Origin of the sequence: Streptomyces scabiei 87.22 (assembly GCF_000091305.1) — a bacterium.
GTDB classification, from domain to species: Bacteria; Actinomycetota; Actinomycetes; order Streptomycetales; family Streptomycetaceae; genus Streptomyces; species Streptomyces scabiei.
The window spans coordinates 8,587,953-8,601,707 of the sequence record NC_013929.1 but is presented as its reverse complement, the minus strand read 5'-3'; the positions used below and the strand labels follow the sequence as shown (position 1 = coordinate 8,601,707).

At 72.9% G+C, this 13,755-nt stretch carries 16 protein-coding genes; 6 read left to right on the top strand and 10 right to left on the bottom strand.

The genetic code is table 11. The annotated features are described in order from the left end of the window. Positions 1 to 52 precede the first annotated feature (52 nt). Positions 53 to 469 carry a CoA-binding protein gene (locus SCAB_RS37255; RefSeq protein WP_013005200.1) on the top strand — a complete coding sequence of 139 codons (417 nt, stop codon included), beginning with the start codon at positions 53 to 55 and terminating at the stop codon, positions 467 to 469. A gap of 124 nt (positions 470 to 593) precedes the next feature. Here SCAB_RS37255 and SCAB_RS37250 read toward each other — a convergent pair whose 3' ends face one another. Beyond that, positions 594 to 1,520 carry a universal stress protein gene (locus tag SCAB_RS37250; protein ID WP_013005199.1) on the bottom strand — a complete coding sequence of 309 codons (927 nt, stop codon included), beginning with the start codon at positions 1,518 to 1,520 and terminating at the stop codon, positions 594 to 596. A gap of 77 nt (positions 1,521 to 1,597) precedes the next feature. Between SCAB_RS37250 and SCAB_RS37245 the strand changes: the two genes are divergently transcribed. After that, positions 1,598 to 1,966, top strand: coding sequence for a VOC family protein (locus SCAB_RS37245; RefSeq protein WP_013005198.1), 369 nt, complete (start codon positions 1,598 to 1,600; stop codon positions 1,964 to 1,966). Positions 1,967 to 1,988: 22 nt separating this feature from the next. Here the strand turns inward: SCAB_RS37245 and SCAB_RS37240 are convergent, their stop codons facing one another. The 3 genes from SCAB_RS37240 to SCAB_RS37230 all read right to left on the bottom strand — a co-directional run bounded on the left by SCAB_RS37240 (position 1,989) and on the right by SCAB_RS37230 (position 5,250). Continuing rightward, complete coding sequence (locus tag SCAB_RS37240; protein WP_013005197.1) at positions 1,989 to 3,545, bottom strand: VWA domain-containing protein; 1,557 nt, start codon at positions 3,543 to 3,545, stop codon at positions 1,989 to 1,991. Then, positions 3,542 to 4,477, bottom strand: a complete 936-nt coding sequence (locus SCAB_RS37235; RefSeq protein ID WP_013005196.1) for an AAA family ATPase — start codon at positions 4,475 to 4,477, stop codon at positions 3,542 to 3,544. The genes SCAB_RS37240 and SCAB_RS37235 overlap by 4 nt, the downstream gene beginning before the upstream one ends. Positions 4,478 to 4,593: 116 nt before the next feature. Then, complete coding sequence (locus tag SCAB_RS37230) at positions 4,594 to 5,250, bottom strand: TetR/AcrR family transcriptional regulator (RefSeq protein ID WP_013005195.1); 657 nt, start codon at positions 5,248 to 5,250, stop codon at positions 4,594 to 4,596. A gap of 120 nt (positions 5,251 to 5,370) precedes the next feature. Between SCAB_RS37230 and SCAB_RS37225 the strand changes: the two genes are divergently transcribed. Continuing rightward, a complete protein-coding gene (locus SCAB_RS37225) occupies positions 5,371 to 5,931 on the top strand; it encodes an NAD(P)H-dependent oxidoreductase (protein ID WP_013005194.1) in 561 nt (186 codons plus the stop codon). A gap of 93 nt (positions 5,932 to 6,024) precedes the next feature. On the opposite strand, the gene SCAB_RS37220 is transcribed toward SCAB_RS37225, so the two are convergent. The 3 genes from SCAB_RS37220 to SCAB_RS37210 form a co-directional block, all read right to left on the bottom strand. Further along, complete coding sequence (locus tag SCAB_RS37220) at positions 6,025 to 6,582, bottom strand: YbaK/EbsC family protein (RefSeq protein WP_013005193.1); 558 nt, start codon at positions 6,580 to 6,582, stop codon at positions 6,025 to 6,027. 91 nt (positions 6,583 to 6,673) lie between these two features. After that, on the bottom strand, positions 6,674 to 7,246 hold the full coding sequence (locus SCAB_RS37215; protein ID WP_013005192.1) for a helix-turn-helix domain-containing protein: 573 nt from the start codon (positions 7,244 to 7,246) through the stop codon (positions 6,674 to 6,676). 103 nt (positions 7,247 to 7,349) lie between these two features. After that, positions 7,350 to 8,129: an acyltransferase gene (locus SCAB_RS37210; RefSeq protein ID WP_013005191.1), complete on the bottom strand. Its 780-nt coding sequence runs from the start codon at positions 8,127 to 8,129 to the stop codon at positions 7,350 to 7,352. A 97-nt stretch (positions 8,130 to 8,226) separates the two neighbouring features. Between SCAB_RS37210 and SCAB_RS37205 the strand changes: the two genes are divergently transcribed. Then, positions 8,227 to 8,769: a gamma carbonic anhydrase family protein gene (locus tag SCAB_RS37205; protein WP_013005190.1), complete on the top strand. Its 543-nt coding sequence runs from the start codon at positions 8,227 to 8,229 to the stop codon at positions 8,767 to 8,769. 46 nt (positions 8,770 to 8,815) lie between these two features. Here the strand turns inward: SCAB_RS37205 and SCAB_RS37200 are convergent, their stop codons facing one another. Together SCAB_RS37200 and SCAB_RS37195 are read right to left on the bottom strand one after the other, a co-directional pair. Further along, positions 8,816 to 9,466: a DedA family protein gene (locus SCAB_RS37200; RefSeq protein WP_013005189.1), complete on the bottom strand. Its 651-nt coding sequence runs from the start codon at positions 9,464 to 9,466 to the stop codon at positions 8,816 to 8,818. A gap of 206 nt (positions 9,467 to 9,672) precedes the next feature. Then, positions 9,673 to 10,110, bottom strand: a complete 438-nt coding sequence (locus tag SCAB_RS37195) for a DUF4442 domain-containing protein (protein ID WP_037727477.1) — start codon at positions 10,108 to 10,110, stop codon at positions 9,673 to 9,675. Positions 10,111 to 10,343: 233 nt separating this feature from the next. On the opposite strand from SCAB_RS37195, the gene SCAB_RS37190 reads away from it, so the two are divergent. Together SCAB_RS37190 and SCAB_RS37185 are read left to right on the top strand one after the other, a co-directional pair. Beyond that, a complete protein-coding gene (locus SCAB_RS37190; protein WP_013005187.1) occupies positions 10,344 to 11,399 on the top strand; it encodes a hypothetical protein in 1,056 nt (351 codons plus the stop codon). A 153-nt stretch (positions 11,400 to 11,552) separates the two neighbouring features. Beyond that, positions 11,553 to 12,941, top strand: coding sequence for an MFS transporter (locus SCAB_RS37185; protein ID WP_013005186.1), 1,389 nt, complete (start codon positions 11,553 to 11,555; stop codon positions 12,939 to 12,941). Here the strand turns inward: SCAB_RS37185 and SCAB_RS37180 are convergent. Next, positions 12,903 to 13,748, bottom strand: coding sequence for a spermidine synthase (locus tag SCAB_RS37180; RefSeq protein ID WP_013005185.1), 846 nt, complete (start codon positions 13,746 to 13,748; stop codon positions 12,903 to 12,905). The genes SCAB_RS37185 and SCAB_RS37180 overlap by 39 nt on opposite strands. Positions 13,749 to 13,755 lie beyond the last annotated feature (7 nt).

Here is a 13,755-nt window from a genome sequence, read left to right as displayed (position 1 = left end):
CCCGCGCCAGGGCTCTCCCGCGCGGCACCCGGCCAGAACAGAAGGAGACGGCATGTACGGCGACCCCGACACGATCCGCAAGGTCCTCACGGAACTCGGCGAGACCTGGGCCGTCGTCGGCCTGTCCGGCAACCGCGGCCGCGCGGCGTACGGCGTCGCGGAGGTCCTGCGGCGCTACGGCAAGCGTGTCGTCCCGGTGCACCCCAGGGCCGAGACGGTCCACGGCGAACAGGGCTACGCCTCGCTGTCCGACATCCCCTTCCCCGTGGACGTCGTCGACGTCTTCGTCAACAGCGACCTCGCGGGCCCCGTCGCCGACGAGGCCGCCCGCATCGGTGCCAAGGCGGTCTGGTTCCAGCTCGGCGTCGTCGACGAGGCGGCCTACCGGCGCACCCGCGCGGCGGGGCTGGACATGATCATGGACCGCTGCCCGGCGATAGAGATCCCCCGTCTGCCCGCCGACGCCTGAACCGGCCGGTGGGCCCCCGCCCCGGGAGCGCGGCGCCTTCCTCCGGTGCGCCCCGGGGCTCGGGCGACCGGACGACAAGGTCCACCACTCAAGAACGTCCACCACGCGACAGGGCCCACCGGCCTCACTGGTGCGCGACGACCACCACCGGCACCCCCGCGTGATGCAGCAGCGCGTGCACGACCGGCCCGACGTGCGCCCCCACCGGCGAATGCCGCACCCGCCGCCCGACCACGACGAGCGAAGCGTCCCGGGACGCCTCCAGCAGATGCTCCGCCGCCTTCCCCCGCCGTGACTCCTCCACCACCTCGACCCCCGGGAACTCCCGCCGCCACGGCACCAGCACCTCGTGCAGCGTGCCCGCCTCCACCTCGCCCACGTCCGCGTCGAGATCGGCCTCCAGACCGGGCCTCTCCCGCAGTCCGGAGTGCGGGGGCGGCCGCCAGTCGTGCAGTATCCGCAACGGCGCTCCCCGCACCTCCGCCGCCTCGAACGCGAACCGGATCAGGGTGTGGTCGGGCTGTACGGTGTCCAGCCCGAGCACGACGGGCCGGAACGGTGCCAGGGCGGACGGCGTCCCGGTGGCGCCCGGCGCGTGCTCGTCCGCGGCCTGCTCCTCCGCCCGCACGAGCACCACCGGCCGCTCGGTGTGCGCGACGACGTGCAGCCCGACCGAGCCGAGCAGAAACCCCGCGAGCCCGCTCAGCCCGCGGGAACCCAGCACCAGCAGGTCCCCTTCGTGCGCGACCCGCACCAGCTCCTCGCTCGCCCGACCCGTCAACTGCTCCACTCCCGGGTCGAGCCCGGGGTGCCGCAGCCGTATCCCGTCGGCGGCCTCCCGCAGCACCCTCCCGACACCGGTCTCCCCCGAGTCGCCCGGCTCCGTCGCCACCCCCAGCACCGGCTCCCGGCCCATCGGCTCGGGAACCGGCTCCCAGACGTTGACCAGCCGCAACGGCAGGGCCCGGAGCCGCGCCTCCCGGGCCGCCCACTCGGCGGCTGCCAGGCTCTCGCGCGAACCGTCGATACCCACGGTGACGGTGCGGAACATGGGCGCACCTCCTGAGGTCGAGGTCTGTCTCCAGGATCGCCGCAGTGCGGCGGATCCGCAGGGGCGAGAATCGGACCATGCTGAGCATCGGTTCCGTGGTGATGGGCGCGTCCGACGTACGGCGGGCCACCGTGTTCTGGACACAGGCCCTCGGGTTCGTCCCGCGTGAGGAGCCGGAGGACGACTGGGTCGTCCTGGTGCACCCGCGGGGCACCGGCGTCCAGCTCTCCATCGGCTTCAGCGAGACCCCGGTGCAGGAGCGCCCGCGGGTCCATCTGGACCTGTACGCGGGCAACGCCGAGGATCAGGCCGCGGAGGTCGAGCGGCTGCTGGGTCTCGGCGCACGGCGCGTCGCGTGGGACTCCTACCCGCCGGGCGCCGACTTCGTCGTCCTGGCCGACCCGGAGGGCAATCGCTTCTGCGTGATCGACACCGGCCGGGGGTGAGGGCCGGGCGGCCCCGTACGCCTCACACCGGCAGCAGTCGGGTCACCAGCTCCCCGAGCCGCCGGGCGTTCCGGCAGGCGTGCATGTCGACGATCTCGGCGTACACGAGGGCGGCGGAGTCGCCCGTGCCCCACTGTTCGGGCGACTCGGGGTTCAGCCAGTGGACGCGGCGGGCGCGGGCGGCGATGCGATGCAGTGCGTCCGCGCGCGGGTCGAACCCGTTGGTGCGGGCGTCCCCGAGCACGATCACGGACGTACGCGGGCCGATCGCGTCGAGGTGGCGCTCGGCGAACTCCCCGAGCGCGGAACCGTAGTCGCTGCTGCCGTGCCAGCCGGAGACCGCGGCCTCGTCGGCGATCCGGCGGCCGAGTCCGGCGGGATCGGCCTCGCCGTTGGTGACGAGCCGGGTGACCTCGTCGACGCGATTGACGAACGCGTACACCCGCACCTTGCTGAACTGGTCCCGCATCGCCTGGACCAGCAGCATCGTGAAGTTCGCGAACCCGGCGACCGATCCCGACACGTCGCACAGCAGCACGATCTCCGGACGTGCCGGCCGATGCCGCCGGTACGCCGGGCGCAGCGGCACACCCCCGGTGGACAGCGAGCGCCGGAGCGTGCGCCGGATGTCGATCTGGCCGCGCGCGGCCCTGCGCCGCCGGGCGGCCAGCCGGGTCGCGAGCTTACGGGCCAACGGCTGGACGGTACCGCGTAGTTCGACGAGCTGCTCGCGGCTCGCGACGAGGAAGTCGACCTGGTCGGCGCCGCGGGCGATGCCCCGCTGGGCGATCGTCTCCGCTCCGCGCCGCTCGGCGACCCGCCGCCGTGCCTCGGTGCCCACCCGCTTCCGGAAGTCCTCGATACGGCGCCGGATCTCGTCGGCGTCCAGCCGGTCGGTGAACCCGCCGGCACCGAGCCCCGAGCCGGCACCGGAACCCGAACCCGTGGCGGACCGCGCACCCGCACCCATGCCCGCACCCGCTCCCGTACCCGCGCCGAACCCGAATCCGCCGCCGAATCCCATGCGGAACCCGCCGCCGCCTCCCGGACCCGGGGCACCGGCGCCCTCCCCTCCGTCCGCGCGCGCACCCGCCAGGATCCGCGCCAGCAGTGTCTGCGGACGAAGGCGGTCCAGGGTCTGGTGGGCCGACCAGCCGTCCGCGCCCGGCGTCCCGTAACGGCCGAGCATCTCCACGGCCTCGGCGGCGAGTCGGGTGAGGGCCGCCGTGTCGTTCGCGGCCAGGGCCTCGGCGAGCCGGTCGCGCAGCTCGTCCCGGTCCCCGGCGGCCGTACCGCGCGCCGCCGCCAACTCCCCCACCCCCAGCGGGAAGTACAGCTCGAAGGCCGCGTCGAACACGGCACGCTGGCCGTCTGCGCGCAGCAGCGCCGCCGCGAGCCCCTCCCGGATCCGCTCCCGGTCGGCGAGGCCCAGCACCTCAAGGACGGCCGCCGCGTCCACGGTCTCGCCCGGCCCGATCCGTATCCCGTGGCCGCGCAACGCCCGTACGAACGCGGTCAGCCGGTCGGCCAGCGCGGAGCCGGACGTCGTACCGCTCGCGTCACGGGCGCCGGCGCTCATACCAGCGTCAGCTTCCGCGCGGCCTTCTCGATGTCGTCCTGGTGCTTGAGGATCACTCCCAGGCTGTCCCGGACGACCTTCTCGTCCAGGGTGTCCGCACCGAGGGCCAGCAGGGTGCGTGCCCAGTCGATGGTCTCGGCCACGGAGGGCGCCTTGCGCAGTTCCATCTCCCGCAGCGCGCCGACCACCCGGACCAGGGAGTCGACGAGCGTGGCGTCCAGACCGGGGACCCTGAGCGTCACGATCCGCCGCTCCAACTCGGCGTCGGGGAAGTCGAGATGGAGGAAGAGGCAGCGGCGGCGCAGGGCCTCGGAGAGCTCCCGGGTGGCGTTGGAGGTGAGGACCGTGAAGGGGCGCCGGGTGGCGATGATGGTGCCCAGCTCCGGGACGGTGACCTGGAAGTCGCTGAGCACCTCCAGCAGCAGCCCCTCGACCTCGACGTCCGCCTTGTCGGTCTCGTCGATGAGCAGGACCGTCGGCTCCTCGCCCCGGATCGCGGTCAGCAGGGGGCGGGTGAGCAGGAACTCGTCGCTGAAGATGTCCGTGCGGGTGTCGTCCCACGCCTCGTCGCGTCCGGCGGTGATGCGCAGCAGCTGCTTGGCGTGGTTCCACTCGTACAGGGCGCGGGACTCGTCGATGCCCTCGTAGCACTGGAGCCGGACCAGACGGGCGGCGCCGACCCGGGCGACGGCCTTGGCCAGCTCGGTCTTGCCGACGCCCGCGGGGCCTTCCACCAGCAGGGGCTTGCCGAGCCGGTCGGCCAGGAAGACGGTGGTGGCGACGGCCGTCGAGGCCAGGTATCCCACGTCGGCGAGCCGTGCGGCGACGTCGTCCACGGACGTGAAGAAGCCGGTGCCGGTGCCGTCCGGGCGGCTCGTCGCGTCGCCCCCGGCCGGGCCGTTCCCGGCGTGCTCGGCGATCTCGTCGGTCATGTGGCCCGTCCCCTCACCCGGCGTACGAGGCCGCTCCCCGACACCCGCCCTCCAAGTTACCAAGCGGTCGCTTTGACTGTCCCGATGTCCTTACGGCTCCCTGAGGCTCCCTGCGGCTACGCGGTCACGACCAACCGCTCCACCAGGTCCGCCCAGCCCCGCTCCAGCCGTTCGAGGGACATCCCCCGGCGCTCCACGAGATGGTCGACCAGGCCGATGTCCAGGAACCCCAGCAGGGTCTGCGCCAGCAGCTCGATGTCGCCGGCCGCCCCGGCGCGGCGCAGCAGCATGCACAGGTGGCCCAGGCGGAGCTGGTTGGCCGGGCTGGTGTGCCGGCGTGAGACGTCCGCGCCGGCGGCCAGGTAGAGGTCGCGGTGGGCGTACTCGTGGCGGACCACCGCCACACCGAAGGCCCGGAGCCGGTCGACGGGCGGCGCGTCGGGCCCGAGGGGCGGCGGGCCGGTGAGGAAGGCGGCCTGCAGCTCCCGCTCGTGATGGTCGAGGAGCGCGAACATCAGCCCGGTCCGGTCGCCGAACCGCCGGAAGACGGTGCCCTTGCCCACTTCGGCGGCGGTCGCCACGGCTTCCATGGTCAGCTTGGCGGCGCCCCCGTCGGCCGCCAGCCGGGCGGCCACCTCCAGCAGCCGGGTGCGGTTGCGGGCCGCGTCCGCGCGCAGTCGGGGCGGTTCGGGGGCGGTGATGGCGAGGTTCAGCAGTCCGTCGAGGGGGTCGGGGTCCTGAGGCGCCGGAAAGGGCGGCAGCGACTCTTTCATGAAATGAGCGTAACGCTCACCACAGAGAAGTGGACCCCGGTCCGGATAGCTGCTACAAATTTGAACGGACCCCGGTCCGCTTAGCTCTTCCCAGTGCTCGCCCTTACTAGGAGTCAGCTCATGTCCGTACGCATCCTCGCGCTCGTCGGCAGCCTTCGCGCCGGTTCGCACAACCGCCAGCTCGCCGAGGCCGCTGTGAAGCACGCCCCGGAAGGCGTCACGATCGAGCTGTACGAGGGCCTGGCCGACGTCCCGTTCTACAACGAGGACATCGACACCGAGGCCGCCCTTCCGGCCACCGCCGCCCGTCTGCGTGAGGCCGCCAACCAGGTCGACGGCTTCCTGCTCTTCTCCCCCGAGTACAACGGCACCATCCCGGCCGTCCTGAAGAACGCCATCGACTGGCTGTCGCGTCCGTACGGCGCCGGCTCCTTCACCGGCAAGCCGGTCGCCGTGGTCGGCACCGCGTTCGGCCAGTTCGGCGGCGTGTGGGCGCAGGACGAGACCCGCAAGGCCCTCGGTATCGCCGGCGCCACGGTCCTGGAGGACGCCAAGCTCTCCATCCCCGGCTCGGTCGTCCGCTTCGCCGAGACCCACCCGGCGGACGACGCCGAGGTCGTCACCGGTCTGACCGAGGTCCTGGAGCAGCTCGGCTCCCAGGCCGGCACCGTCGCCGCCTGACCGGCAGCCTGTCGTACGACGCCGGGTCCCGGGCCGCGTGCCCGGGGCCCGGCGTCGGCGTTCCGGCACCCGCCTCCCCCGGCGGGCGGCCGGTCAGACGACGCCCAGCCCCTCCAGCACGACCGCGTTGGGCAGTTCCGCGAAGACCTTCCCGGGCACCAGCAGTTTGCCGCGCCGCCGTCCGCTGCCGACCAGGACGTACGGCAGGTCGACCACGGCGGAGTCCACCAGGACCGGCCACGACGCGGGCAGCCCGACCGGGGTGATGCCGCCGTACTCCATCCCGGTCTCCCCGGTGGCCGTCTCCATCGACGCGAAGGACGCCTTGCGGGCGCCGAGCCGGCGGCGGACCACACCGTTGACGTCGACGCGGGTGGTGGAGAGCACGACACACGCGGCCAGGCTCGACTCGCCGCCCCGCCTGCCCGCGACGACCACGCAGTTCGCGGAGGTGTCGAGCAGGTCCTGCCCGTAGTGCTGGACGAACACGGCGGTGTCGGCCCACTCCGGGTCCGTCTCGACGTACAGGATCCGGTCGGCGGGCACGCTGCCGGACCAGTCGCGCACGGCGTCGGAGACCGGACCCACGAGGTCGTCGAGGCAGTCGGGGGCGGGGGTGGCGTGGTCGAAGTCTCCGATGGGTGCGCGCATGGGCCGCACGGTAACAAAGGGCGGCGGGCGGCCGGGACGGCCATGCGACGCAGGCCGGGAGGTGCGCTCGGCGCACGGCCGGGACGTGCGCTCAGTGCACGGCCGGGACCGACACCGTCAGCACCATCCGGGTCGGCACGTCCGCCCGGTTCGCGTACTCGTGCGCCGCGTTGGCCTCGAAGGTGACACTCGCGCCGGCCGGCACCCGGTACTCCGCGCCCTCGACGGTGAGGGTCAGCTCGCCCTCGGTGACATGGGCGATCTCGACCGTCCCCACGGGGTGCGGGTCGGACCGGCTGCCCTCGCCGGGCATCAGCAGCCAGTCCCACATCTCCAGCGGGCCGGGTGCCTCCGCACCGGCCAGCAGTTTGCTGTGGCTGCCCGCCTCGGTGTGCCAGAGCCGGACCACCTGCTCGGCCGGCACGATCCGGACCCTGGGGCCCCGCTCGTAGTCCAGCAGGGTGGTGATGCTGACCCCGAGCGCGTCCCCGATCTTCACGACGGTGCCGATGCTGGGGTTGGTGCGGGCCTGCTCGATCTGGATGAGCATGCCGCGGCTGACGCCGGCGCGGGACGCGAGGGCGTCCAGCGTGAACCCCCGCTCGGTGCGCCAGCGCTTGACGTTGCGTGCCAGGGACTGGGTCAGCAGATCGAGATCCGACACGTTCCGTCCAATGGTTTGCATGGAGAGGTTGACCGCGAGGCGCCGCGACGGGGGGCACCGGACACGCACCGAACTGTACTGCGCGGGGCCGGGCCTTGATCACCTAGGCGGACTCCCCCGCGCCCTCCGCGTCCCACTCGGCCAGGGCCAGCAACTGCTCCGGCGTGACCCCGTCGGGTATCGGCACCGGCGCGGGCGTCCGGATCGGCGGCTGCCACCCCTCGACGGGATCCCAGCGCCGCACGACCCGCGCGGGTGCCCCCGCCACCACCGAGTGGTCCGGCACCGCCCCCCGCACCACGGCTCCCGCGGCCACGACCACGTTCCGTCCGATCCGTGCGCCGGGGAGGATCACCGCACCCGTGCCGATCCAGCAGCCCGGTCCGATGGACACGGGGTCCATCCGCGGCCACTGCTTGCCGATCGGCTCGTGCGGGTCGTCGTAGGAGTGGTTCGTGGACGTCACGTACACGTACGGGCCGAAGTAGCAGTCGCTGCCGATGGTGACGGTGGTGTCGGCGATGACATGGCTGCCCCGGCCGAGGACGACACCGTCGCCGATGCGCAGGATCGGTTCCGCGCCGAGCTCCAGATCGGGCATCAGCCCGGCGGTGAGGGTGACCTGCTCGCCGATGATGCAGTGGGAGCCGAGCTGGATCCACGGTTCACCGAAGACCGTGCCGAGCGGGAAGGCGAGTCTGGTACCCGTTCCCATCGCGCCGAAGCGGAAGCGGCCGGGGCGGTCGGCCGTCACCGACCCCGTGCGCTGCAGCCACGCCCAGCCCGCGTGGACGGCGCGCTGCACGAGGCGGCCCCGCCAGGACGAGAACGTGTTCTTGCTTTTCGGCACCCGCTCACGGTACTCACCGCGCCGCACCCGCATGACGCCGTACGGCTGTGATCTTCACCCCACGGGATGCGCGTGCCATGGCTTACGGTGCGGGTGCGGACTGATCCGCACCCATCACCAGGAGGCGGCGATGAACCGGCAGCGGGCCCTGATCACGACGTTCGGCGGCAACAAGCCGGATGTGGAGGAGGCCGCGTTCGTCTCCCCCACGTCCGTGGTGATCGGGGATGTGACGCTGCGGCCGGGGTCGAGCGTCTGGTACGGGGCCGTGCTGCGGGCCGAGTTCGAGCCCATCGTGATCGGCGCGGACGCCAACGTCCAGGACAACTGCACGCTGCACGTCGACCCCGGGTTCCCGGTCTCGATCGGCGCGCGGGTCTCCATCGGGCACAACGCGGTGGTGCACGGGGCGACCGTCGAGGACGACTGCCTGATCGGCATGGGCGCGACGGTACTGAACGGCGCGGTGATCGGAGCCGGGTCACTGGTGGCCGCGCAGGCACTGGTCCCGCAGGGGATGCGGGTCCCGCCGGGCTCGCTGGTCGCGGGGGTTCCGGCCAAGGTGAAGCGCCCGCTCACCGAGGAGGAACGCGAGCTGGTGACCCTGAACGGCACGCACTACACGGAACTGGCCGCGGCCCACCGGGAAGCACAGGACGAGTACGGCGCTTAGGCCGTACGCGGGGCGGGCGCGGCACAGGCGTGCGGCGCCGCGCCTCTCAGGAGTCGGCGGGGACCAGGTCCCCTTCCGGCCTCTCCGCCGCTTCCGCCGCCTTCTTCGCCTTGCGCTTGATCACCAGCATCGACGTGACGCCGATGAGGACGGCGAGGACCAGGCCCAGCCAGGAGAAGCGCTTGAGCCATGCCTCGGCGACGATTCCGACGTAGTAGATGACGGCCGTGGTGCCGCCGGCCCAGAGGATGCCGCCGAGCACGTTGGCGACGAGGAAACGCCAGTAGGGCATCTGCAGGACACCGGCGAGAGGGCCGGCGAAGATGCGCAGGAGGGCGATGAACCGGCCGAAGAAGACCGCCCACATGCCCCAGCGGTCGAACGAGCGCTCGGCGACGGCGATATTGCCCTCACTGAAGTGCTTGGGGAACCGCCGGTTGAGCTTGGCCAGCAGCGGGCGGCCGCCCTTGCGGCCGATCGCGTAGCCGATGGAGTCACCGATGATCGCCCCGGCGGTGGCGCAGGCGCCCAGGACGAACGGGTCGATCTCACCGTGCTGGGAGGCGAGCAGCGCCGAGGAGACCAGGATGATCTCGCCCGGCAGCGGGATGCCCAGGCTCTCCAGGCCGATGACCAGCCCCACCAGCAGATAGACGGCGAGCGGGGGCACTGTTTCGAGCCACTCCTGGACGTGCAAGACCGGTTCCTCCCGTGTAGCGGTTCAAAGGCCCCCGGCGTGCGCTCGCGACGGAGCGCACGCCGGGGAAGCCTACCCGCTTACTCGGACGGCGACGGAGCCCTCCGGGTTGTCCCGCGGACGGCATCGTCGCTCGGCGCGCACGGTCGCACCGGGCGCGTCGCGGCGGCCGAGGAGGTGAGGGCCGGGTGGGGATCGGGTGCGGATCAGGCGTTGGGGCGCAGGGTCCACACCACGGTCATCTCGCCCGTCACGGCGCCGTCGGCGCGCTGGAGGGCGACCGCGACGGGGAACTCGGGGCGCCGCCCGGCGTCGAGTTCGGCGACGACCTCGGCAGCGGGGCGCCCCAGGGTGGCGGTGGCCGTGACGGGGCCCATCGCCAGCTTGCGGTACGCGATCTCCGCACTGACGGCGAGGGGCACGGCCCGGGAGAGCTGGTCCCCGAACGCGGCGAGCACGATCGCCCCGCTCGCCGACTCGCCCAGCGTGAACATCGCACCGGCGTGCGGCCCGCCGACGTGGTTGTGGAACTCGCCCTGGTCGGGCAGGGACACCACGGCCTTCTCCGGCGTGGTCTCCAGGAACTCCAGCTTCAGGGTCCTGGCCATCGGCACGGTGGCGGCGAGCATCTCGCCGATCGACATCTGGTCTGCGCTCATGCCGCGATGTTACCCACGAGTAGCCACGTCTGGCCAGGGCCTGCCGCCGGCCCGTCGAAACCGTTCGCGGACAGGAACGACGAAGTCGCCCGCACCGGCCGTCCGTTCACCGGCACCCGCCCACCCGGCGCCGATTTGGAACCGTTCGTCCCGAGTGCAAAGACGCTTCCCGGACTCCCGTGGCACCCCGCCCCTCGGCGCATCTATGGTTACGAGCCATGTGGCCAGGACAGCAGCAGCCGCCCGGGGGCGAGCACCAACCGCAGCAGCCGAATCCGTACCAGCAGCCGGGGTACGACCAGTCGGGACAGCAGGGGTACCAGCAGCCGGGGTATCAGCAACCCAACCCCTACCAGCAGCCCGGATACCAGTCGACGGGCCAGCAGCCCTCGTACGGGCAGCAACCGCAGTGGGGCGCACAGGGACCGGCGGGCCCGCCGGTGCCGCCGGGCGGAGGCGGCGGCAACCGGACGAAGCTGATCGCGATCATCGCGGCCACGGCCGTCGTCGTGGCGGCCGGTGTGACGGGCTTCCTGGTCCTCAGAGGTGACAAGGACAAGGACAAGGACAAGGCGTCGACGCAGTCCTCCTCTTCGGCCTCCCCGTCACCGACCGCGTCCGAGAGCACCGAGGACAACCCGCGCGGCGAGGACGCCGGAGCGAAGCCGACCATCGCGGGCTGGAAGGTCGTCGTCAACCCCAAGTGGGGTACGGCCTTCGACGTGCCCCCCGAGTGGGCCGTGCAGTCGGCCGACACCTTCATCGGCTTCGAGGACGACAAGAAGGGCGACGGTTCGGTCCTCATCGGCATGTCGGCACCCGCCATCCTCAAGGAGAAGTGGTGCACGTCCGACGACGACAAGGACGGCAACGAGGAGACCACTTCGCTGGCCGCCGCGGGCACCAAGGGCCAGCAGGGCGCCAAGGGCACCGAGGACGTCGCCCGCAACGACTCGGCGTGGTGGGTCTTCGGCGGCTACACCGACCAGAAGGACGGCGCCAAGAAGAAGATGACCATCGGCAAGCCCGAGCCGTACACGACGACGTCGGGCGTCGAGGGCAGTGTCGCGACGACCTATTCCAAGGGCGTCTCCAAGAAGGGCAAGTGCGACACCGAGGGCAAGGCGACCACGTTCGCCTTCAAGAACTCGGCCGGTGACTACGTCTCCTGGACCTTCCACGGCGCCAAGGACGTCAAGGACGAGGTCCCGGACGCGACGGTGCGGAAGATCCTCAGCACGGTACGGCTGTACGGCGAACCGACGGGCGGCTGAGCCCGCGCCGGACGCCGGGGCGGGGGTCGGCGGACCGCCGGCCGAGCCGCCCCCTCCGGGCGCCGGCCCGGACCGGCTTGCCCTGGCCCGATCCGGCCCCTCCTCCTGCGGAAACGGTTTGGCAGAAGCCGGCGGGGCGGCGATAGTCGGCGGGTGACCACTCCCGCCGCCGCACGCCGCCCCGCCTGGGCGGGCCGCAACTACACCCTGCTGACGGCGGCCTCGGTCGTCACCGGCCTCGGCAGCAACGGCGCCCTGATCGCGGCCGCCTTCGCGGTGCTGGAAGCGGGCGGCGACGGCGGTGACGTCGGTCTGGTCGCGGCGGCCCGCACCCTGCCGCTGGTGCTCTTCCTGCTGATCGGCGGGGCGGTCGCGGACCGGCTCCCCCGGCACCGGGTGATGGTCGCGGCCAACAGCCTCAACTGTCTCTCCCAGGCCGTCTTCGCCGTGCTCGTGCTCACCGGCGAGGCCCGTCTGTGGCAGATGATGCTGCTCTCGGCGCTCGGCGGCACCGGCCAGGCGTTCTTCGGCCCGGCGGCCGAGGGCATGCTGCTGTCCTCGGTCACCGCCGAACAGGCGGGCCGTGCCTTCGCGCTGTTCCGCTTCGCCACGCAGGGCGCGACCATGACGGGCGCGGCTCTCGGCGGCGCCATGGTCGCGGTGATCGGCCCCGGCTGGGTGCTCGCGGTGGACGCCGTCGCCTTCGCGTGTGCCGGCGCCCTGCGCGCCTTCCTCGACGTGAGCCACATCCCCGAACGCGAGCCGGGGCACGGCATGCTCGCCGATCTCCGGGACGGCTGGCGGGAGTTCACCGGCCGTACCTGGCTGTGGGCGATCGTCGTCCAGTTCTCCCTGGTGAACGCCGTCATGGTCGCCGCCGACGCGGTCTACGGCCCCCAGGTCGCCGACGACAGCCTCGGCGGCCCCGGCCCCTGGGGCCTGGCGCTCGCCCTGTTCGGGGCGGGCAACGCCGCGGGGGCGCTGCTCATGACCCGCTGGAAACCGCGCCGCCTCCTCTTCGTGGGCGTCCTGTGCGTCTTCCCGTTCGCCCTGCCGAGCGCCGCGCTCGCCGTTCCGGCACCGATCGCCGTCCTGTGCCTGGCCATGTTCGTCAGCGGTCTGTCCATCGAGGTGTTCGGCGTCTCCTGGATGACCGCGCTGCACCAGGAGATCCCCGAGGACAAGCTGTCCCGTGTCTCGGCCTACGACTGGTTCGGCTCGGTGGCGATGGTGCCGCTGGCCGCCGCGCTGGCGGGTCCGGCGGAGAGCGCGTTCGGGCGTGCGGCGGCCCTGTGGGGCTGCGCCGCGCTGTGCGTGGGGGCCACGGCGGCGGTGCTGTGCGTCCGGGACGTACGGACCCTGACCAGGCACACCGTGCCGGTGGCCCTGGCGAAACCCGACGCCGGACCCGAGGCCGGGCCCACCACCGTCACCGTCACCGTCGCCGAACCCGAACCCGGACCCGAATCCGACGCCGGGGCCGCGGTCCCGGCCGACACCGGCTCAGCCGATGCCGAAGGCTCCGTCCGGCGGCTCGGGTGACGGCACGACGTCCTGCTCCCGCACGGGTGCGGCATCGCCGATGAACCGGCGCAGTTCCGGGCCGTGTTCGACCCGCGCCGGGAAGGCGTCGGCGGCGGTGCGCCGGGCCAGGGCGGCGATGTCGGGCGGCCGGTGAGCCGCGACCAGTACCGCGTTCCCGAACCTCCGGCCGCGCAGCACGCCCGGCTCGGCGATCAGGACCAGCTCCTCGAACACCGTTGCCAGCGTGGCCAGTTGGGACCGCAGGAAGGCGAAGGGCGCGGCGTCGGCCAGGTTCGCGAGGTACATGCCGTCCGCGCGCAGCACCCGCGCGGCGGCCCGCGCGTGCGCCACGGTCGTCAGGTGCGCCGGGATCCGTGAGCCCCGGAACACGTCCCCCACGATCACGTCGGCGGAGTCCGCGGGGGCCTCTTCGAGCCATTCCCCGGCGTCCGCGCCGTGCAGCGCGATCCGCGCGTCGTGGGGCAGCGGCAGCTGTTCGACGACGAGGTCCAGCAGCCCCCGGTCGTACTCGACGACCTCCTGCCGCGAGCCGGGCCGGGTGGCGGCGACGTACCGGGGCAGGGTGAGCGCGCCGCCGCCGAGGTGCAGGACGTCGAGTGCCCGCCCCGGCTGAGCCGCCGTGTCCAGCACATGTCCGAGCCGGCGCGTGTACTCGAACTCCAGATGCTCCGGCTCGTCCAGGTCCACGTACGACTGCGGCGCCCCGTCCACGGTCAGCAGCCAGGCCCGCTCCCGGTCGACGTCGGGCATGAGCTTGGCGGTCCCCCGGTCGATGGCCCGGGAGACGGGTATGGCTTCGTTCACGGCCCCA